The organism is Xanthobacter autotrophicus ATCC 700552, assembly GCF_043194565.1.
In the GTDB taxonomy this organism is placed as follows: domain Bacteria; phylum Pseudomonadota; class Alphaproteobacteria; order Rhizobiales; family Xanthobacteraceae; genus Xanthobacter; species Xanthobacter autotrophicus_F.
The window spans coordinates 72946-94232 of sequence record NZ_JBAFVS010000015.1; the positions used below are offsets into that span (position 1 = coordinate 72946).

Below are 21287 nucleotides of genomic sequence, written 5' to 3' on the forward strand. Positions count from 1 at the left end.
ATCTTTCCTGCGTCAGTTGCCGCGGCGGCGCACGTAGGAGGCGCGGATCAGCAGCAGGAAGAACAGGGCGGCGGCGCCGATGCCCAGCGGCAGGCCCCAGTCCGACGAATTCTGCCACAGGCGCTGGAGGGTGCCGGCGGGCCCGTCGGTGTCGGCCACCCGCACCGTGCCCGGCGCGGCGCCCGAGGCGGACAGTTCGGTGAGGGTGCCGTCCACGCCTACGAGAGCCACGTCGCCGCGGGAGAGGCCCACCGGCTTTTCCGGCGTCATGGCCACCGGGCCGATGCTCTGCCAGACGATGCCGCGGGCCTCGTCCGCGCGCACCGCCTGCACCAGCGCCACGTTCTTCAGGCCGGAGATGTCGAGCAGGCGCGCCTTGTCGTCGGTGCCGACCATAAGGCGGTCGCCTTCCACCCGGGCCTTGGGCGTGATGCCCTGCACCGGCACGTCGAGGGCGAGGAAGGCCCCGGCGGCGCGGAAGGAGGCGCCGGGCCCCGCCACCTCGAAGCTGCTGGAGCGGGCCGGGACGCCGGCGGCAGCCGCCGCCCGCACCACGCGGGGCAGGCTCGCCCTGGCGCTGGCGAGATAGGTGTCGGGCACCACGAGGCGACCGCCGGAGGCCATGGCCGCGATCACGCCGAGGAAATCGCCGCCGGGGGCCGCGCCGCCCAGCTCGAAATGGCTGGTGGGCAGCACCGAGACCGGGAACGCCTGCGGCGTCTCGCGGCAGCGGTCGCTCACCGGCTGGCGCTGGAAGGTCACGCGCAGCACGTTGCGGGCGGCCAGCGCATAGGGCGGCACGGCGGCGGTGAGATGCTCGGGATGGCCAGTGGCGTCCAGCCGCTTGGCGGCCAGCAGCACGTCGTTGAGGAAGACCGCCACCACCGGCTCGGAGGTGGAGGCGCCGGGGGCGGCGGCCACGTCGAGGTTGAGCCGGCTCGGCAGGGAATGACCGCCGGTGGCGGCGGCCAGATCGAAGCTGACCACGAAGTCGCCGCGGGCCAGCACGTCGAGATTGCCCTCGGCCGGGCCGAGGCTGGCGAGGGCGACGGTGGAGGGCTTCTGCGGCGCCGCATCCACCGCGCGGATGGTCACCGCGCCGGAGGCCAGCGTGGTGCGCCAGAAGCTGTCGAACAGCGCCGTCGCCTTGCCGCCGGCCGCGCCGCCCACCGCGATCACCGGCCGCCCGGCGAGGGATTGCAGGCTCACCTCGTCCGCCGCCACCGTGGCCGCACCGAGGCTCGCCGCCTTGGCGCGCCACTCAGTGAAGGCGACCGAGGCCGGGCCGAGGCGGGCGCCGAGGGCATCGAGCGCGCTTTTCACCGAGGTCAGCAAGCCTGCGTCCGCCACCGCCACGTCGGCGCCCAGCGGCGAGCCGGGCAGCACCAGGAGGGCGCCCACGTCGGCCGCGTCCTTGATGCGATAGGTGCCGGTCCCCACGAAGTTCGAAAACGGCGCCACCGCGCGCAGGGAAGCCGGCACGTCGAGGCCGGAGAGGTCCACCTCGTCGCCGATGGCGGGCAAGGTCTTCACCACCAGCCGCTTGCCGGCGGCTTCCAGGGCAAGGCCCAGCCGCCAGGCGGTGTCGTAGGTGTCCTTGGTGAGGGTCCCGCCCGCCACCAGCAGGCTGCCCGAGCCGGGCATGCCGCTCCAGGCGGTGGCAAGGTCGCGCACCGCGCCTGCCTCGTAAGAATAGGTGAAGCGGCTTTTCGGGCTGATCTTCAGCACATTGCCGATGCCACGCTCGTCCGCGCACAGATATTCGCCGATCACCGACGACCAGGCGGTGCCCAGGCGCACGAAGCCGGTGGGACGCGGCTTGCCGTCCACCGCGATGGTCGCGGATGCGCTACCGCTGTCGCCTTCCAACCGGCGGGAATAGACCGGAGTGCCATCCACCGAGAGCACCAGGGTGGTGCGCCCGCCATCCCCGCGCAGATACTCCCCGTCGAGGGCGATGGTTGCATCGCTCAGCGGTACGCCGGCCGGCACCGGCAGGTAGAGGTCGCGGCGCGCATCCATGCCCTGAAGGACCACCGGGCCGTCGATGCCGAGATCGGACAGGGTGTAGGAGCGCGTCACTTTGGCATCCGCCGCCCGTTCCTGGATGGCCGAGACGATCGGGTCCGCCGTCTGCGCCAGCGCCGGGGCGGCGGCGAACAGGCCAGCCAGAAGGCCGGCCGGCAGCAGCGCCGCAAGCCGGGCGGCCAGGGGCCGTGCGGATGCTCCGGCAGCCAAGGCGCGGCCGCGTGCCGGGAGGACGGCGGGCGGGAGAGCCGGCGCGAAAGCGGGATGGTGTGTCATGTCAGTCTCTCACGAGCATGGCGGCAAGGCCGGCCGGACGCGGGGGCGCGGGCGCAGCAGCGGGAAAGGCGGGGGCGGGAAAGGCGGGGGAGGGGAAGGCGGGGGCAATGGACGGCGGCGCGAATTGGTCCACCGGCCGGCCGCAGAGGCAGTCGAGGATGCGGCGACAGGCCTGCCCGTCGCCATAGGGATTGATGCGGCCGCTGTAGGCGGCATAGGCGTCCGCATCGTCGAGCAGCCGAGTCACGGCCGCGACGATGGCGGCGCGGGAGGTGCCCACCAGCTCCACCGTGCCCGCTTCCACCGCCTCCGGCCGCTCGGTCACCTCGCGCATGACCAAAACCGGCTTGCCCAGCGCGGGAGCCTCCTCCTGCACGCCACCGGAATCGGTGAGCACGAGGTGGGCGCGCTGCATCAGCCGCTGGAACGGCAGGTAGTCGAGGGGCGGCACCAGATGGATGTTGGCCCGTCCGGCCAGATCCTGCGTCACCGGGCCGCGCACATTGGGGTTGAGGTGCACCGGATAGACGATCTCCACGTCGGACCGGCCGGCGATCTCCGCCAGCGCCGCGCAGATGGAGCGGAAGCCGTCGCCGAAATTCTCCCGGCGATGGCCGGTGACCAGCAGGATGCGCTTGCGGGGATCAAGGTCCGGCAACGCCCGGTCGAGGGCGGCGGCGAGGTCCGGGTCGCCATCGATCCGCGCCTGGGTCGCCTGGAGGGCATCGATCACCGTGTTGCCGGTGACCACCACCCGGCCGGCGAGCCGCTCGGCGGCAAGGTTGGCCCCGGCACCGGCGGTGGGCGCGAACAAAAGGTCGGCGACCAGATCCACCACCCGGCGGTTCATCTCCTCCGGGAAGGGCTGGGCGAGATCATAGGTGCGCAGGCCCGCTTCCACATGACCCACCGGGATGCGGCGATGGAAGGCGGCCAGTGCCGCCGCCATGGCGGTGGTGGTGTCGCCATGCACCAGCACGCGATCGGGCTGAACCTCCGCCAGCACACGGTCAAGGCCGGTGAGCGCGCCGGCGGCAAGGCCGGTGAGACCTTGGTTGTGGGCCATGAGGCCCAGGTCGAAATCGGGACGGATGTCGAACAGCCGCAGCACCGGATCCAGCATCTCGCGGTGCTGGCCGGTGACGCAGACCACGGATGCAATCTCCGGCGCCCCCGCAAGGGTGCGAACCAGCGGCGCCATCTTGATGGCCTCCGGGCGCGTGCCGAAGATCGACAGAATTCTCAAGGCGCGTCCCCGGCGATTCGCTTTTGGGCGTTGCACGAACCATTATTGTCAAGGTCAAGTTTTTAGCACTGACGGAACGTGGAACGCAATTTACCGTTGGATGCGGATCCGTCGGGCCCGCTTAGGGACATGCGGCGACCGCGAGCCCCACAACGCCTTCCCACTCCGCCTTCCCTGGTCACCCATTGTGAACAGGAGAGGTTGAGCGACACTTAAGCCCAAAATCCTTTTTTCGCAAAATGCGAATTTTGCGGCCGCCGCGGTGCTGCGGCCCCCGCTCCCCTCAGCGCAGCGGCGCCGGGACCTCGCCGGGTGCGAGCGCCGCGCGCACCAGGGCCTCGGCCTCGGCGCCACCCCATTCGGCAGGTCCCGCGAGGAAGCCCATCTCGCATCCGTCGCGGTCCACGATGAGCGTCGTGGGCAGGCCGAACCCCCGGCCGACACCGCGCAGGGCCTGGAAAGTCTTCGTCGCCGGATCGGCATAGAAGGCGAGGCTCTTCACCCCGATCTCGTTGAGGAAGGCGCGGGGCTTCTCCGGATCGCGGGTGTCGAGATTGACCGCCACCACCTCGAAGTCCGGTCCCCCGAGCGTGGCCTGGAGCCGGTCGAGGTCCGGCATTTCCTTGCGGCAGGGCACGCACCAGGTCGCCCAAAGATTGAGCAGCACCACCCGGCCCCTGAAATCGGCCAGCGTCACCGCCTTGCCGTTGCCGTCGGTGAAGGCGAGGGGCGGCAGGCGGCGCGGCTCGGTGGCGACGGCGAAGGCCGCAAGGCCGCCCTTGACCAGCGGCGCCAGCGCGCGGGCGCGGTCCACCGTGCCCTGGCAGGCCGCATCCGCCACCTTGAACGAAGCCGGCTCCGCGGCCGGCGCGGAGGTGACCTGAGGCGCGACCTCAGGTGCCTGTGCATTGCCGGGAAGGCGGTTCATCCCGTATAGGGCGAGCGCGCCGGCAACGGCGCCCGCCAGCGTCGCCAGCGCGACGAACGCGACGGTCCGCACGCCGGAGCCGCGCGCCCCCTTGGGAGGCGTCGCATCCGGCCCGGTCGCCGTCTCGTCGGTTTCGGTCGCGCGGGGCTGGTCGGCTTCGGTCATCACGAGGGGATCCGTCATGAGCAACAAGATGTGGGGTGGGCGCTTTACCTCCGCCCCCGACGCCATCATGGAGGAGATCAACGCCTCCATCGGCTTCGACCAGCGTCTTTATGCGCAGGACATCGCCGGCTCCAAGGCCCATGCGAAGATGCTGGCGGCCCAGGGGATCGTGGCGGCGCAAGATGCCGACAAGATCGCGGAGGGTCTAGACACGATCCTGTCAGAGATCGAGGCCGGCACTTTCACCTTCCGGCGCGAGCTGGAGGACATCCACATGAACGTGGAGAGCCGCCTCGCCGAGCTGATCGGAGCCTCCGCCGGCCGCCTCCACACCGCCCGCTCGCGCAACGACCAGGTGGCCACCGACTTCCGCCTCTATGTGCGCGACACCTTGGACGCCCTCGACGCCCAGCTCGCCGACCTGCAGCGGGCCCTGGCCGAGAAGGCGCTGGCCCACGCCGCCACCGTCATGCCCGGCTTCACCCACCTGCAGACCGCCCAGCCGGTGACCTTCGGCCACCATCTGATGGCCTATGTGGAAATGGTGGCGCGCGACCGCAGCCGCTTCGCCGATGCGAGGAAGCGGCTGAACGAGTGCCCGTTGGGTTCGGCGGCGCTCGCCGGCACCTCCTTCCCCATCGACCGGGAGGCCACCGCCAAGGCCCTCGGCTTCGACCGGCCCACCGCCAATTCGCTGGACGCCGTCTCCGACCGCGACTTCGTGATGGAGACGCTGGCCGCCGCCTCCATCTGCGCGGTGCATCTCTCCCGCTTCGCCGAGGAGGTGGTGATCTGGACCTCGCCGTCCTTCGCCCTGGTGAAGCTCTCGGACAAGTTCACCACCGGCTCCTCCATCATGCCGCAGAAGCGCAATCCGGACGCTGCCGAGCTGGTGCGGGCCAAGGCCGGGCGCATCATCGGCGCGCTCACCGGCATCCTGGTGGTGATGAAGGGCCTGCCTTTGGCCTATGCCAAGGACATGCAGGAGGACAAGGAAGGCGCCTTCGACGCCTTTTCCGCCCTGTCCCTGGTGGTGGCGGCCTCCGCCGGCATGGTGCGCGACATCATCCCCGACGAGAAGCGCATGGAGAAGGCGGCGGGCCAGGGCTATTCCACCGCCACCGACCTTGCCGACTGGCTGGTGCGCGCCCTCAACATCCCGTTCCGGGAGGCCCACCACATCACCGGGCGCATCGTGGGGCTCGCCTCCGACCGCGGCATTGCGCTGCACAAGCTGTCCCTTGCGGACATGCAGGGGGAGGACCCACGGATCACCCAGGATGTGTTCTCGGTGCTCTCCGTGGTGCGTTCCGTGCGCAGCCGGGTGAGCTATGGCGGCACCGCGCCCACGCGGGTGCGGGCACAGGCCAAGCGCTGGCTGAAGAAGCTCGGGGCCCCGGCGTGACGCGCCGCTCCGGCGCCCTGTCGCCCCCCGTGCCATCCCCCATCCTGCAGCGCGGGAGGCGGGGGCTCGCCTTTGGCGCGGCGCGGGCTATAGTGGCGGCCACCTTTTCTGGAACGGCCCAATCCGCCATGCGCCCTCTTTTCGTCCCCCTCGCCCTCTGCGGCACCCTCGCCCTCGCGGCGTGTGGCGTGAAGGGACCGCTTGAGCCGCCGCCCGGCGCCCATGTAACGCCCTCAGCTACGCCGTCGACCGCGCCTGCGGCGGCAAGGCCGGCGGTTCAGCAGACGGCCTCGGCCAAGCCGGCCTCGGCCGGCGCCTATGTCGCCCCGACCTCGGACGGCGAGATCCTGGAGAGCGCCACGCCCCACGCGGAGTGGCAGAAAAAGACGGCGGCGCCCGGCGCCACCACCGGGGAATCGCCGTTGCTGAAGGACGTCAAGAAACCCGACCAGCCCTTCTTCCTCGACGGCCTGCTCTGAGGGCGGGCTCGCACAGGTAAGCCTCGCGCCCGGCGGAGGGACGACCCCCGACCGTCCCGGCCCGAACGACAGCGCGCACGGACCGCCCCTTATCCATGCACCATTTCGACTACCGCACCGGCCGTCTCTTCGCCGAGGACGTGGACATCTCCGCCCTCGCCGGCGAGGTGCGCACCCCCTTCTATTGCTATTCCAGCGCCACGCTGGAACGCCACTATCAGGTGTTCATGGAGGCGTTCAGCGGCCGCGACGTGCTGCTGTGCTACGCCCTGAAGGCCAATTCCAACCAGTCGGTCATCGCCACCCTCGCCCGGCTGGGCGCGGGGGCGGACATCGTCTCCGCCGGCGAACTGGCCCGCGCCCGCGCGGCCGGCGTGCCGGCTGGGCGCATCGTCTTCTCCGGCGTCGGCAAGACCCGTGAGGAAATGGCGGCGGCGCTGGATGGCGGTATTCTGTGCTTCAACGTGGAGAGCGAGCCCGAGCTTGCCGCCCTCTCCGAGGTGGCGACCGCCATGGGGGTGAGCGCCCCGGTCTCCATCCGGGTCAATCCGGACGTGGACGCGAAGACCCACAAGAAGATCTCCACCGGCAAGTCCGCCACCAAGTTCGGCATTCCCATCTCGCGGGCCCGCGAGGTCTACGACTATGCCGCCCGTCTGCCGGGCCTCGCCATCACCGGCGTGGACATGCACATCGGCAGCCAGATCACCGACATGGCGCCCTTCGACAATGCGGTGACGCTGCTGGCGGAACTGGCGCGCGACCTCTTGGCGGCAGGCCACAGGCTCCGCCACATGGATCTCGGCGGCGGGCTCGGCGTGCCCTATGCGGCCTCCGATCCGGTGCCGCCCCCGCCCAGCGCCTATGCCGAGGTGGTGGGCCGCGCCCTCGGCGACCTGAAGCTGCCCCTCGTGTTCGAGATGGGCCGCATGCTGGTGGCCAATGCCGGCATCCTTGTCACCCAGGTGATTTACGTAAAGGAAGGCGAGGGCAAGACCTTCGTGGTGGTGGACGCCGCCATGAATGACCTGATCCGCCCCACCCTCTACGAGGCGCATCACGACATCATTCCCGTCATCGAGCCCGCCGCCGACGCGCCGCTGGTGGTGGCCGACGTGGTGGGTCCGGTATGCGAGACCGGCGATTTCCTTGCCCTCGACCGCCCGCTGCCGCACCTGAAGGCCGGCGACCTGCTGGCGGTGATGACCGCCGGAGCCTACGGCGCGGTGCAGGCGGGCACCTACAACACCCGTCCGCTGGTGCCCGAAGTGCTGGTGCGCGGCGCGGCGGCGGCGGTGGTGCGGCCGCGCCTGGAGGTGGCGGACCTCATCGCCCTCGACCGCCCAGCCCCCTGGTTGACGTGATTCCGGCTGACGTGATTTCCGCCCGCCCGGGGCCGCCGTGAATTGCAGGAAAGGCCAGGCGGGCGCTCAGCTCGCCAGACGGCGGTCGGCGATAAAGGCGAGCAGCGCCTCTTCCGTCATGGGCCGGCCGAGGTAGAAACCCTGCACCTCGTCGCAGGTATCGGCCCTGAGAATGGCGAGCTGGCTCTCCGTCTCCACCCCCTCCGCCACCACCTGCAATCCGAGGGCGCGACCAAGGCCGAGGATCGCCTGGACGATGGCCAGCGCGTCCTTGGACGCATCGAGGTCGCCAACGAAGCGCCGGTCAATCTTCAGGGCATCGAACGGAAAGGTCCGCAGGTAGCCCAGCGACGAATAGCCGGTGCCGAAATCGTCCATGGACAGACGAACGCCCAGCTTCTTCAGGCCCGCCAGCACCTCGAGGGCCTTCTCGGCGTTCTCGATCAGCACGCTCTCGGTGATTTCGAGTTCCAGCCGCTGGGGCGCCACACGGGTGGCTTTGAGCACCGAATCCACCGTGTCGACCAGCGCGTCATTGCGGAACTGCACCACCGACACATTGACGGAGACATTCAGCTCCGGCAGGCGGGAGATGGTGTCGCACGCCTTGCGCAGCACCCATTCGCCGATGGGAATGACAAGGCCGCTCTTTTCCGCGAGGGGGACGAACGCGTCGGGGGCGAGCATCCCCAGCTGGGGATGGTCCCAGCGGATGAGGGCCTCCACCCCGAGCAGCTTGAGCGTCCGCGCGTCGCAGCGCGGCTGGAACAGCAGCACGAACTCGTCGGACACGATGGCCCGCCTGAGGTCGCTTTCCAGCGTCCGCCGGCCGCTCATCTCGTCGTTCATGTCGTCGGCGAAATAGGAACAGCTGCCCGGACCGTCGGCCTTGGCCTGCGCCAGCGCCAGCTCGGCGCAGCGCACGAGGCCCTCCGCATCCTCCCCATCGAGCGGGGCGAGGGCAATGCCCATGTTGGCCTGCGGATAGGCCGCCGCGCCGGACGGCAAGCCGACCGGCGCGTTCAGCGCCGACTGGAGTCGCCGGGCCAGGCCGTCCACCGCCTTCGCATCCCCCACGCCGGTGGCGACCACCACAAACGTCTCGGCGTCCACCCGCGCCACCAGGTCGTGGTCCCGGACGCAGCGGCGGATGCGTCGCGCGGTCTCGGCGACTATGAGCTCCCCCGCCACAGGGCCGAACAACGCGTTGAAATGGCTGAAATTGTCGAGGTCGAGGCAGAAAACGGCAAGCACGCGCCTCGCGTCCTGCGGCGAGCTGAGCGCACCGGCGAGGAACTCGGTCATCAAGAGGCGATTGGGCAGGCTGGTCACCGGGTCATGCAGGGCAAGATATTCCGATTTCCAGGGTCCACTCGCTTCGTCGTCGGCGTTGCTCACAAGTCACCCGATGCCGATCATTGCGATGGCCGACGACGACGGGACGCCCCCGAGGGGCCGCCCTTTCGACGGTCGGCGCATCCACCTGTCCCCCCGCCCGCCCCCGCTGTCGGATCGGGAACGCTCCCCCTCTGCGCCAGGCATGGTGATCCCCGCCCGGCCGGGTGGCAAGAGCGATATCGCCGCCCACCGCCGCCCCGTCAAGCAAGCCCTGCCCCGTCACGGTCGGCGATGCAAGCTGATCGGCGCGTGCCCCAGTGGATCAAAGGGTTGTGGTTCGACCTGCCGCGACGGATGGGTTCCATCTGTCGCGGTCGAACCACTAGACGCCGGCACCCGCACTGGCGGCGGCGGCGGCGGCCTGGGCGCGCAGGTCGAGGACCACCCGCATCACCGTGGGATCGTCGCTGGCGGTGACCTTGAACCCAAGGTCCTCGGCCAGGTGCAGCATGGGTCCGTTCTCCCGGAGCACGTCGCCGAACACAATGTTCAGGCCGCGCTTGCGCGCATGGGCGAGGATCTCGGTCATCAACTGAAAGCCGAGGCCTTTGCCCTTGAGGTCCGAGCGCACCATGATGGCGTATTCCGCCGCCTCATTGTCGGGGTCGGCGATGATGCGCACGACGCCGCAGGTGTCGCCGTTCGGCTCGATGGCCACGAACGCCATTTCCCGGTCGTAGTCGATCTGGGACAGGCGGGCCGCCATGAGGTGGGGGAAATCCTTCACCGATCCCAGAAAGCGCATGCGCACGTCCTGCGGGTCGGACCGGTGGACGAGATCCACCAGGGACGGCTCGTCCTCGGGCCGGATCGGCCGCAGCGCCACCTTGGATCCGTCGGTCAGCGACAGTTCGCAGACCTCGCTGGAGGGATAGGGCTTGATGGCGAAGCGTCCGGTGCCCTCCACCCGCGTCTCGTGCACCACGATGCGGGCGTCGAGGGCGATGACGCCGTTCTCGTCGGCGAGCAGCGGGTTGATATCGAGCTCGGCGATCTGCGGCAGGTCGGCGAGCAGCTCGGCAAGCTTCACCAGGGTTCCGGCCACCGCGCTCATGTCCGCCGGCGGATGGTCGCGATAGCCGGCGAGCAGCCGGGCCACGCGCGTGCGCTCGATCATCTCGCGGGCCAGCACCCCGTTGAGGGGCGGCAAGGCCACCGCACGGTCGCCGATCACCTCCACCGCCGTGCCGCCCTGGCCGAACAGCACCACCGGGCCGAAGGTCTTGTCGTAGGCGATGCCAGCGATCAGCTCCTGGGCGTTGGGGCGGCGCACCATGGCCTGCACGGTGAAGCCGGCGATGTGCGCCTCCGGCCGCTTCTCGGCCACCGAGGCGATGATGGCGCGGCAGGCATCCTCCACCGCCGCCGGGCTGCGCAGGTCGAGCCGGACGCCGCCCACGTCGGACTTGTGGGTGAGGTCGTGGGACAGGACCTTGACCACCACCGGCCAGCCGATCTCGGCGGCGCACCGGCCGGCATCCTCGGGGCTCGCCGCCACCCGCGTCTCCACCACCGGGATGTCGTAGGCGGAGAGCACCGCCTTCGCCTCCACTTCGGAGAGGGCGCTGCGGCCCTCGCCCAGCACCTTCTCCACCAGGGCGCGCGCCTTGGCCCGGTCGGGGTCCTCGAAGGTCCGCGCCGGCGGCGTTTCCATGAGCTGGGTCTGGTTGCGCTGGTAGGAGACCAGGTGGCCGAAGGCGCGCACCGCCTCGTCCGGGGTCTCATAGGTGGGAATCCGGCGTGCGGCGAAGCGCCGGCGCACGCCGGCCGCGGCGGTCTCGCCGAGCCAGCAGGTGAGCACGGGGGCGCGCATCCGCGTCTCCAGCACCGTGATCACCGCGTCGGCGGCCTGGCTGCTGTCGGCCACCGACGAGGGGCAATTGAGCACCAGCACCGCGTCCGACCCCTTGTCGGCCAGCAGCGCCTTCAGCGCGGCGCCGTAGCGGGCGCCGTCGGCATCATCCACGATGTCCACCGGGTTGGCCTGCGCCCACGGAACGGGAATGATCTTGTCGAGCGCCTCCACCGTCTCCGGCTTCAGGATGCCGAGGCGGCCGGGAATGCCTTCCACCGCATCCACCGCCACCACGCCCGCGCCGCCGCCATTGGTGAGAATGGCCAGCCGGTCGCCGGTGAGCTTGATGCCGGCGGCAAGGGTGGACACCGCCTCGAACAGCTCGCGCAGCTCGTGCACGCGGAGCATGCCGGCACGGCGGAAGGCCGCGTCATAGACGAGGTCGCTGCCGGCGAGCACGCCGGTATGGGACTGCGCCGCCCGGGCGCCGGCCGCGCCGCGCCCGGCCTTGATGACGATGACCGGCTTGGAGCGGGCGGCGATGCGCCCGGCCGACATGAACTTGCGCGCATCCTTCACGTGCTCGACATAGAGCAGGATGGCGCGGGTGGTGTTGTCGAGGGCGAGATAGTCGAGCATGTCGCCGAAATCCACGTCCGCGCTCTCGCCCAGCGAGACGACGTGGGAGAAGCCGAAGCCGCGGGTGTGGGCCCAGTCCAGCACCGCCGAGGTCATCGCCCCGGACTGGCTGACGAAGGCGACATCGCCCTTGGCCGGCATCAGGTGGGCAATGCTCGCATTGATGTGCGGCCGGGTGGAGATGAAGCCGAGCCCGTTCGGCCCCAGCACGCGCAGCAGATAGGGCCGCGCCGCGTCCAGCATGGCCTGGCGCTGCTCGGGGGTCTCGATCTGCTCGCCCGGACCGTAGCCGGCGCGCAGGACCACGGCGGCACGGCAGCCCTTCTCGCCCAGCTGGGCGATGGTGGCGGGCACGCTGTCCGGCGGGGCGGCCACCACGGCGAGGTCCACCGGAATGGGCAGGTCCGCCACCGAGGCGTAGTTGAGCGAGGAGCGAATGGCGCGCTCCTTGGGATTCACGGTGAGAATCGGCCCCTCGAAGCCGGCCTCGAACAGGTTGCGCGCGATGACCGCGCCGATGCTGCCCGGTTTGTTGCTGGCGCCCACGAGGACGATGGAGCGAGGGTGGAACAAGGCGTCGAGATTGCGCGTGGTCATGAACGGCCTCGCTGCTGGTGCCCGGTAGTCCTCAAGGTGCGGCCCTCAAGGTGCGACCGGCCGCGCCAGGTTAACGCACGGGAACACCGTAAGAGCACGCCGGATCATACCGCAATGCAATATGATCGGCAAAACCGCGCTCTTTTCTGAGTTTGAAGCCGGATTCACCGATCAGGTCAGCTCAACCGGATCGGATCCGGCTCCGGAATAAGGCAGGCGGAACGGGGGAGGGCGAGGTCAGCACAGGCCCGAGCGCGCGAAACTGTCGCGGACGGCCTCGCTGAGCTGGTTGCCGAGGAGGGGTTTCTCGATGATGGCGACGCCCTGCGCGGTGGCGCGGTGGCGCACGTGCAGGGCGGGATTGCTGGTGATGAGGAAGGCCGGAAGGTGCACGTGGCGCCGATCCAGCTCGCGCAGCAGGTCGAGGCCGTTGAGACCGGGCAGATTGTAGTCCACGATCATGCAGCCGCCGCGGGAAAACTCGGCGGCGAGCACATCTTCCGAGCGCGCATAGGTCCGCACGTTGAAGCCATCCACTTCAAGCGCGAACTTCAGCGAGTTGCAGACGGCGGGATCGTCGTCCACCACGTGGACGACGAAGCCGGGCGTCTCGTTGGACACGATCATTTTCCAGACCCTCCCCACGACCGGCTCGTGGGTCCACCTCAGGGGTCCACGCGGCCGATGGGCGCGCATGGTCAGTTAGTTTCCAGTATACTTTGGGAGGAAGCCTCCGGCGTTGCGCTAGATCAAGCGCCGGGCGCGCAGGTGCTCCTATCCCAGCGCCGCCTTGGGCGAGAGGCCGGCCAGAAGCGCCATGCGCACCAGCTCGGACAGGCTCTGCGCCTTCATCTTGGTCATCACGTTGGCGCGGTAGACTTCCACCGTGCGGGGGCTGATGCCCAGCTCGTAGGCGATGGTCTTGTTGGCCTGGCCGGCCACCAGGCATTCCAGCACCTGGCGCTCGCGCTGGGACAGGGCGGCGATGCGCTCCGCCACCTGATCGCGCAGGGCGTCGTGCTGATACGCCTTCTCCCGCCGCGCCAGCGCCGACTTCACCGTGTCGAGGATGGCCACGTCGTCGAACGGCTTCTCCAGGAAATCGGCGGCGCCGAGCTTCATGGCCTCCACCGCCAGGGGCACGTCGCCATGGCCGGTGACCACGATCACCGGCACGCTGGACCCCTTCTCCTGCAGATGCTGGAGCAGGTCGATGCCGGTCATGTCCGGCATGCGCACATCGGTGATGATGCAGCTCATGGACGGGTCCGCCGCCGGCATGCCCGCGTCCAGGAAATGCCGGGCCGAGGCGTGCGTCTGCACCGTGTGGCCGGCCGTGGCGAGCAGGAAGGCCAGCGATTCGCGCACGGCCTCGTCGTCATCGATGACGTGGATCACAGCGGCCATCCGTGGGTCAGTCATGAAGCGCCGCCTCCTCGCCCACGGCCCGCAGGGTGAAGCGGAACACCGCGCCGCCCTGCGGGTTGGGCTCGGCCCAGATGCGGCCGCCGTGGCCCTCGATGATGGTGCGGGAGATGGACAGCCCCACCCCCATGCCGTGCTGCTTGGTGGTGACGAAGGGCGTAAACAATTGCGGCGCGAAATCGGCCGAGATGCCGTGGCCGGTATCCGAGACGCTGATCATCACCATGTCGTCCTCCGCCGCCTCGGTCTTCACCAGAAGCTGGCGCCGCGGCGCCTCCATCATTGCCTCCAGGGCGTTGCGCATCAAGTTCAGCAATACCTGCTGGACCTGCACCTTGTCGGCAAGCACGAGGTCGCACTTGGGATCATAGTGGAAGCGCACCTGGATACCATGTTCCTTGGCGCCGACGAGGGCGAGGGCGCTCGCCTCCTCCACCAGCTTGGACAGGCTCTCCACCCGTCGCTCGCTCTCCCCGCGGGAGACGAAATCCCGCAGCCGCCGGATGATCTGGCCGGCGCGCAGGGCCTGCTCCCCGGCCTTCTCCAGCGCGCCCTGCAGCATCTCCACCTTGACGGTGCCGGCGTCCAGGAGGCGGCGCGAGCCCTTGATGTAATTGGCGATGGCCGAGAGCGGCTGGTTCAGCTCGTGGGCGAGGGTAGAGGCCATCTCGCCCATGGCGGTGAGGCGGGAGATGTGCACCAGCTCCGCCTGCAGCTCCTGCAGGCGCGCCTCGGTCTCCTGACGTTCAGTCAGGTCGCGGATGAAGCCGGTGAAGAAGCGCTCGGAGGTGGAGCGCATCTCGCCCACCGCCAGCTCCATGGGGAAGGTGGAGCCGTCCTTGCGCTCGCCCACCACCACCCGGCCGACGCCGATGATGCGCCGCTCCCCGGTGGTGAGGTAGCGCACCAGATAGCCGTCGTGCGCCTCCCGGTGGGGCGTAGGCATGAGGATCGAGACATTCTGCCCCACCGCCTCGGCCGCCGTATAGCCGAACAGGCGCTCCGCCGCGCTGGAGAAGGAGCGCATGATGCCGCGCTCGTCGATCACCACCATGGCGTCCGGCACGGTGTCGAGAATGGAGGAGAGGTGGGCCTCGCGGGCGAGCAGGTCGCGGTTGCGGGCGGCGGCATCCAGCCTGGTGCGGCGCAGCCGCTCGCCGAGCACGGCGATGCCGAGCCCCACGGCGATGAACAGGGCCAGCGTCGCCGGATCGAAGGCGCCCCCGAGGTTTCTGCCGCCGGTGGCGAGAGCAAGCGCTCCCCCGCCCGCGATGGCCACCGCCAGGGCGCTGCCGCCGGCCATGAGCCCCCGCCCGCTCACCAGCATCACGCCGGCAAGCTGGAGCATCAGCCCCTCCGCCCGGAACGGCGGAAAGCCGGCCATCAGGCCGAGCCCGAGGATGAAGAGCGCCACCGCACCGCCCACCAGGGCGTCGGACCATGCGGCGCGCCCCATCGGGCGCCTTGCGGCCGTATCGCTCACCACGCTGTCCATCCCGCTTGCAACACCCTCCCTGGAGACCATTTTAGCCTCCGTGAAACTACCTAAGGGCACCGACTTAAGTGTTCGATCCGAATTTTGCGATGCGTCAATGCCGGTTATCCCTTTATCCAACGTGATGGAAGGGTAAACCGATGCCGAGCCCCGCTGCAGCGATCGCCCAGAAGGCTTACGCTCATCCCATGACCGCTCCGCGCTGGGGCGACGAGGCCGAGAGCCGCTCCCCCATTGATGTGGTGGCCCGCCTTGGCATCGTGGCTTCTTATGCCCGCAACGGCGAGATCTTCGGTGAAGATCAGGCCGCCGACCATCTCTACATCGTCCTGTCGGGTGCCGTGCGCATCTGCAAGCTGCTCGGCGACGGCCGGCGCCAGATCGAGACCTTCTGCCTCGCCGGCGACGTGTTCGGCTGGGAGATGGAGCCCCGGCACCGGTTCTCCGCCGAGGCCGTGAGCGAATGCAAGGTGGTTCGCATCAAGCGCTCCATCCTGTTCTCCCGCGCCGCCGACGATGCCGAGCTGGGCCACGCCCTGTGGGCGCTCACCGCCTCCGAGCTCGGCCGGGCGCAGTCCCATCTGCTGGTGCTCGGGCGCAAGACGGCACAGGAGCGGGTCGCCACTTTCCTGCTCGACATGGCGGCGCGGGCCGGCTCCGGCCAGGGCACGAACGGCCTTGAGGTGACGCTGCCCATGTCGCGGCAGGACATCGCCGACTTCCTCGGCCTCACCATCGAGACGGTGTCGCGGACCCTGACCCATCTCGAAGAGATTTCGGCCATCTCCCTCCCCTCGTCCCGCCGCGTGGTGCTGCGCGACGGAGCGGCGCTGCGGCGCCTCAATTCCTGATCGGTTTTCCCCCGGCGTGCCGCACTCCAAGCGGCGCACCTCCTTAGGCACGTGCTTTCGGGCGCGTGCCTTTTCTTTTTGGGGGTGTGGAACAAGGCGGCCCGCCGCGCGGCCCGCTCATGACTGTCCCTTCAGACCGCCGCGGCGTGGCGCTTCTGCTCGGGGGCCGCGGCGCGGTTTGCCATCAGGCGCGTGTCGAACACCGCGCAGACCACGCGGGTGAAAGGGCGCGCCGCTTCCGGAACCTCCACCACCGCACCGTGGCGCCAGGCGAGGCCGTCGGCGACCAGCGGCTCCAGGGCGTGGATCTCGTCGGCGAAGAAGCCGCGCGGAAAGCCATACTGCGCGCAGGCCGCATCGAGATCGACGGACAGGTCGCACATGAGCCGCTCGATGACATGGCGGCGCAAAAGGTCCTCGTCGGACAGGGCGATGCCGCGCGCGACGGGCAGCATGCCGGCCTCCACCGCCTTGTGCCACGCCGGCGTCGCAGGCAGGTTCTGCACATAGCCCTGCGGCAGCGCGCCGATGGCCGAGGCGCCGAAGCCGATGAGCACCGGGGCGTCGTCGGTGGTGTAGCCCTGGAAGTTGCGCTTCAGCGTCCCCGCCGCCGCCCGCTCCGCCATGGCATCCGAGGCGCGGGCGAAATGGTCGAGCCCCACCGGCACATAGCCATGGGCGGCGAGCACATCCGCCACCAGTTCCACCTGCGCCAGGCGCTCACCGGCGCCGGGCAGCGCATCTTCCGGGATCAGCGCCTGGTGCTTCTTCATCCACGGCACATGGGCATAGCCGAACACGGCGATGCGGTCCGGGTCGAGGCCGAGGGCCGCCTCCACCGTGCGGCGGACGGAGGCCTCGTCCTGGTGCGGCAATCCGTACATAAGGTCGAGGTTGAGGGCGGAGATGCCGGCGGCGCGCAGGGCATCCGCCACCGCCTGCGTCTGCGCGCACGACTGGTGGCGGCCGATGGCCTGCTGCACGGCGGGATCGAAATCCTGCACGCCGAGGCTGGCGCGGTTGAAGCCCTCGCGGGCCAGCGTCGCCACCTTGTCCGCGTCCATCACGCGGGGATCGATCTCGATGGCGATCTCGGCGTCGGGGGCGAAATCGAAGGTGGCGCGCAGAGCGCCCAGGATGGCGGCGAAGTCCTCGTCCGCCAGCATGGTGGGGGTGCCACCGCCGAAATGCAGGTGCGACAGCTTGAGGCGGCCCGGCAGGTGGCGGGCCACAAGGCCGATCTCCTCCACCAGCCGCTCGGCATAGGCCTTCACCGGCGTGCGGCTGCGGGCCACCGCCGTCTGGCAGCCGCAATAGAGGCACAGCTCGGCGCAGAACGGCACGTGCACATAGGCCGACACGCGGGCATCCCCCGGCACGGCGGCCAGCCATGAGGCATAGGTCGCGGCATCGACGGCGGGGGAGAAATGGGGCGCGGTGGGGTAGCTCGTATAGCGCGGCACCGGCTGCCCGTAGCGGGCAAGGAGGGTCGGCGCATCAAGCTTGGGGGCGGGGCCGAAAGCAGCTTGGGTCATGGCCGCAACCATGGGGCGCCGGCCCTTGCCGCGCCTTGATGTGGCGCAAGGGGCAGCCGCGGCGGCGGCCCCCCCGGTTGACGCCCCTTTGTCGCACCCGCTCAATAGGACAGGAATGCCCCGGCGAAGATGCCCTCGGCGCGCTCGTCCCCCGCCAGCTTGAAGCGATATTGCAGTGTCAGGTCGAGATAGGACCGGGGCGCGGCATATTCGTCCTCGTTGAACCAGTAGCGCAGGGTCGCGCCCGGACCCGCGCCGAGGGCGAAGGGCGTGGCATAGCCGGTATCGTAGCCGCCGCCGATGGCGAGATAGGGCCACAGCACCAGCCGGTCGGAGATGGCGTCAAGCCGCCACGCATGGCCGTAGCGCGCCTCGAAGGTGGCCACCGTCTGCGGTTCCATGAGGAAGTAATTGTAGTCGGCATAGACCTGCCATGCCCGCCAATTGTCCACGTCTACCCGAAGATCCGTGCCCTCGCTCTTGGAATAGGCGGCGCGCAGCAGCACGTCGTCGCGGGCATACTGGCCCACCGGGAACAAATAGGACGCCTCGAACACCAGGTTCTCGCTCTTGAACGGCTTCCACCGCGCGCCGGCGCCGCCCTGGATGGTGTCGAAGCCGGTGGGGCCGCCGGCATCGCTGTAGAGCGTGCCGAAGCCGCGGACGAACAATTCGAAGATGGCGCCGTCGCGATAGCCGATGCCCGGCGGGCGCCAGTAGATCTCGCCGCCCGCGCCGATGGTGTGGTTGGCACCCGGCGAGGGCGGAGCCAGATAGGAGCCGGGGGCGACGCCCACCGCGCCGTAGCTCACCGAGGCATAGGCGCCCCAGGTCCGCGTCAACTCCGCCACCTCGCGGCGAAGGCCGAACAGATATTGCGGATCAAGCTGAAGCTTGCCCTCTCGCGCCTCATCGATGGCGGACTTGAAGTAATCCACCGCCTCGGCGTTGTGATAGGTGTGCCGCGCCGCATAGGCGGCATTGATCAGGTTGGTGCCGCGCAGCTGCCAGCGGCTGTTCGCCTCGGAGAAGTATTCGTAGGCAAGGTCATCCTCGCCTGCCTGGCTCGCCAGCACCGCGAGGTCCACCGCCTTCATGCCCCGCAAGGCACCCGAATTGTAGGCGGAGAGGAACAGCTGGCGTGCCTCCTCCTTGCGCCCGAGCTGGGACAGGACGCCGATGCGCGCCGTCAGCATGGCCATGCGCTCCTGCCCGCTGCGCGCGCTGGCGGCGGCAAGGGTGAAGGCCTGGAGCGCCGCTTCCTTGTCGTCGAGGGCCAGCGTGGCGAAGCCGACCCGCGCCTGCACCTCGTAGCTCCCCTCGCCCCGGTAGGGCGCGAGGGCGTCGAGGGCGACGGCCGGCTGCTTGGCCGAAAGGCCGGCGTCGGCAAGGCCGAGGCGCACCTGCCGCACCTGATCGGCCGGCAGGCGGCCGGAGGCGAGGGCGGCGCGGAAATCCTGGATGGCGCCGGAGAAGTCCCGCGCCCGCATGCGCAGGTTGGCCCGCTGCACCAGCAGCGTCGCATCGCGCGGGTTGCCGGCGAGGAGGCGGTTCGCCACCGCCTCGGCCTCCCGGTAGCGACCCGCCGAGGTGAGGGCATTGAGCAGCAGCACCTGATAGGTCGTGTTGCCCGGCTCGGCATCTACCGCCCGGCGCGCCTCGGCGATGGCGGTTGCGTAGTCGCGTTTGGCGAAGGCCGCATAGGCGGCGCTGGCGGCGGCATAGCCCGGCGCGGCCGGGTTGAGGCCCGCGCCGGCCATCTGCATGGACTGGCCGGCGAAAACCGAGCAGATGACCCCGTAGGACGTGGGCTGGCACAGCACCACGGGCTGGACCAGGGCCGGGCGCGGACCGCCCGACGCCTTCATCAGCGCCTCGGCCTGCTTGTGCAGGGGCACGATTTCCTTGTTTTTGCCCGCATCCAGCGGCTCGAGCAGCTTCAGCGCGTCGGCCGCCTGCCCGGCGGCGAGCGCCGCATTGGCGGCGATGAGGCGGAAGTTCAGGTCTTCAAGGTCTGTCAGCACCTGGCTGGCGAGGGTCGTGTCAAACTCCTTGACCGCCTCGTCGCGCTGGCCAAGCTTCTGCAGGAGATAGCCGCGCAGGACATGGGGCAAGGGCTCGCTGGGATTATCGGCGACCGCGCCGGCGGCGACGGCCTCGGCCTCCTTCACCTGCCCCGCCGCCATCAGCGCATTGATGAGCACGATGCGGAACACCAGGGCGTCCGGCGCCCGGTCCACCGCCTGCCGGGCCAAGGCGACGGCGGCCTGCGCCTTGCCGCGCGCGATCTCCTTGATGGCCTGTTCCGCCAGAGGCTCGGCGAGGCGCTTCTCGTTGGCGGCGCGCAGGGCCAGCAGGGTGGGGTCGGTGTCGCCCTGGGCGATGGCGTCGCGGATGGCGACATCCAGATCCTTGAACTTCTTGGCGCGCTCCAGCGTGTCCACCAGCAGGCGACGCCAGGTTGGGTTGCCGGGATTGTCCTTCAACGCCTCGCGGATGCGCGTCTCGGCGAGGGCGTCGTTGCCGTCGCGATAGGCGTTGAAGGCTTCGAGCGCGGCATCGTAGCCGGGCGTGTCGGAGACCCCGCCGCCGGGGGGCGTGGTGGCGGGCACCAGGCTGCATGAGGGTCCGTAAGGCGTGTCCACGCACTTCTGGTAGGGCACGGGCAGGTTCTGGAACGCCTTGTCGGGCACCAGCTTCGGGTTCTTCTCCTGGGCCCGGGCCACGCGCAGCCGCGCCACCACCGCCGCGTCCTGCGGCTGCACGGGCTCCAGCAGCCTGATGGCGCGCTGGGGGTGGCCGGCGGCGATGGCGGCATCGGCCATCACCAGGCGCACGTCGCGCGCATTGGCCCCGCTCAACACCTCGTCCTTGAGGGCCGTGTCGAAATCCTGCTCGGCGTCGGCGATGCGGCCGAGCCGTTCGCGCAGATAGCCGCGCAAGGTGCGGGGCAGGAAGGATTGCGGATCCACCTCCACCGCCGCGCCGGCCGCTGTCTCCGCCGCCTCGATCTGCCCGTCGGCGATGAGGGCGTAGACCAGCAGCACGCGGTAGCTGAGATCGTCCGGCACCAGTGCGATGGCCTTCTTCGCCGCCTCCACGGCCGCCTTCGGATTGGAGGCCTCCAGCGCCTTGTTGGCGGCGAGCGAGGGCGCCTGCGCCAGGACCTTGCTCTGCGCCCGCACCCGCGCCACCAGCGTCTGGTCCGCGATGCCGGCGGCGATGGCCTGGTTGCCGGCGGCCACCGCCTCGGCGGTCTGGCCCTGGGCCTCCAGCGCGTCCATCAGCAGCAGCCACAGGCGCGGCACGTCGGGCCGCAGCTTCAGCGCCTCGCGGGCATAGGCAACCGTCTCCGAATATTTCTTGTCGCGCTGGGCGGTATAGGCCCGGTCGGCCGCGGCCCAGGCCGCGCCGGTCAGCTCCGGCGGCTCGGCGCGCGCCGGCATGGCCCCGGCAAGCGACACTGCCGCCAGCACGGCGGCCAGCATCACGCCGAGGGCGGTGCGCCTGAGGCGCCGTGGCGCCCGAAGCGACTGCGAAAGGAGGGCCGTGCGGAGAGGAATCGCGGTGGTCATGGCGCCACCGTCTCAGGGATTATTTAAACCGGGGTTAACCTTAAGAGGCAGGGTGAATGAAATACTTCCGTAAATACTTTGTTTAC

The 21287-nt window shown here is 69.9% G+C and carries 14 protein-coding genes; 4 read left to right on the forward strand and 10 right to left on the reverse strand.

What is annotated here, in order from left to right; translation table 11 throughout:
- Positions 1–12: 12 nt before the first annotated feature.
- From V5F48_RS16390 to tlpA, 3 genes are all read right to left on the reverse strand, one after another.
- On the reverse strand, positions 13–2304 hold the full coding sequence (locus tag V5F48_RS16390; RefSeq protein WP_394259561.1) for a hypothetical protein: 2292 nt from the start codon (positions 2302–2304) through the stop codon (positions 13–15).
- A gap of 1 nt (position 2305) precedes the next feature.
- Positions 2306–3550, reverse strand: coding sequence for a non-hydrolyzing UDP-N-acetylglucosamine 2-epimerase (gene wecB, locus V5F48_RS16395; RefSeq protein ID WP_394259562.1), 1245 nt, complete (start codon positions 3548–3550; stop codon positions 2306–2308).
- A 283-nt stretch (positions 3551–3833) separates the two neighbouring features.
- On the reverse strand, positions 3834–4643 hold the full coding sequence (gene tlpA, locus V5F48_RS16400) for a thiol:disulfide interchange protein TlpA (protein ID WP_394259563.1): 810 nt from the start codon (positions 4641–4643) through the stop codon (positions 3834–3836).
- A gap of 16 nt (positions 4644–4659) precedes the next feature.
- Between tlpA and argH the strand changes: the two genes are divergently transcribed.
- The 3 genes from argH to lysA all read left to right on the forward strand — a co-directional run bounded on the left by argH (position 4660) and on the right by lysA (position 7891).
- The gene (gene argH, locus V5F48_RS16405; protein WP_394259564.1) at positions 4660–6048 is read left to right on the forward strand and encodes an argininosuccinate lyase; all 1389 of its coding nucleotides are present in this window, start codon (positions 4660–4662) and stop codon (positions 6046–6048) included.
- 128 nt (positions 6049–6176) lie between these two features.
- Positions 6177–6527: an LPS translocon maturation chaperone LptM gene (gene lptM, locus V5F48_RS16410; protein WP_394259565.1), complete on the forward strand. Its 351-nt coding sequence runs from the start codon at positions 6177–6179 to the stop codon at positions 6525–6527.
- A 95-nt stretch (positions 6528–6622) separates the two neighbouring features.
- Complete coding sequence (gene lysA / locus V5F48_RS16415) at positions 6623–7891, forward strand: diaminopimelate decarboxylase (RefSeq protein ID WP_394259566.1); 1269 nt, start codon at positions 6623–6625, stop codon at positions 7889–7891.
- A 66-nt stretch (positions 7892–7957) separates the two neighbouring features.
- Here the strand turns inward: lysA and V5F48_RS16420 are convergent, their stop codons facing one another.
- From V5F48_RS16420 to V5F48_RS16440, 5 genes are all read right to left on the reverse strand, one after another.
- Positions 7958–9289 carry a putative bifunctional diguanylate cyclase/phosphodiesterase gene (locus V5F48_RS16420; protein WP_394259567.1) on the reverse strand — a complete coding sequence of 444 codons (1332 nt, stop codon included), beginning with the start codon at positions 9287–9289 and terminating at the stop codon, positions 7958–7960.
- Between the two features lie 322 nt (positions 9290–9611).
- Positions 9612–12320, reverse strand: coding sequence for a bifunctional acetate--CoA ligase family protein/GNAT family N-acetyltransferase (locus V5F48_RS16425; RefSeq protein WP_394259568.1), 2709 nt, complete (start codon positions 12318–12320; stop codon positions 9612–9614).
- Between the two features lie 237 nt (positions 12321–12557).
- On the reverse strand, positions 12558–12947 hold the full coding sequence (locus tag V5F48_RS16430; protein WP_394110022.1) for a response regulator transcription factor: 390 nt from the start codon (positions 12945–12947) through the stop codon (positions 12558–12560).
- Between the two features lie 147 nt (positions 12948–13094).
- Positions 13095–13742 carry a response regulator FixJ gene (gene fixJ / locus V5F48_RS16435; RefSeq protein ID WP_394110023.1) on the reverse strand — a complete coding sequence of 216 codons (648 nt, stop codon included), beginning with the start codon at positions 13740–13742 and terminating at the stop codon, positions 13095–13097.
- Positions 13735–15240 (reverse strand): PAS domain S-box protein, encoded by a 1506-nt coding sequence (locus V5F48_RS16440; RefSeq protein WP_394259592.1) that lies wholly within the window; start codon positions 15238–15240, stop codon positions 13735–13737. The genes fixJ and V5F48_RS16440 overlap by 8 nt, the downstream gene beginning before the upstream one ends.
- Before the next feature lie 188 nt (positions 15241–15428).
- On the opposite strand from V5F48_RS16440, the gene V5F48_RS16445 reads away from it, so the two are divergent.
- Positions 15429–16091 (forward strand): helix-turn-helix domain-containing protein, encoded by a 663-nt coding sequence (locus V5F48_RS16445; protein ID WP_394259569.1) that lies wholly within the window; start codon positions 15429–15431, stop codon positions 16089–16091.
- A 131-nt stretch (positions 16092–16222) separates the two neighbouring features.
- Here V5F48_RS16445 and hemN read toward each other — a convergent pair whose 3' ends face one another.
- On the reverse strand, positions 16223–17626 hold the full coding sequence (gene hemN, locus V5F48_RS16450; RefSeq protein ID WP_394259570.1) for an oxygen-independent coproporphyrinogen III oxidase: 1404 nt from the start codon (positions 17624–17626) through the stop codon (positions 16223–16225).
- A 101-nt stretch (positions 17627–17727) separates the two neighbouring features.
- Entirely contained in the window at positions 17728–21201 is a 3474-nt protein-coding gene (locus V5F48_RS16455; RefSeq protein ID WP_394259571.1) for an NfrA family protein, read from the reverse strand.
- Positions 21202–21287: the final 86 nt, after the last annotated feature.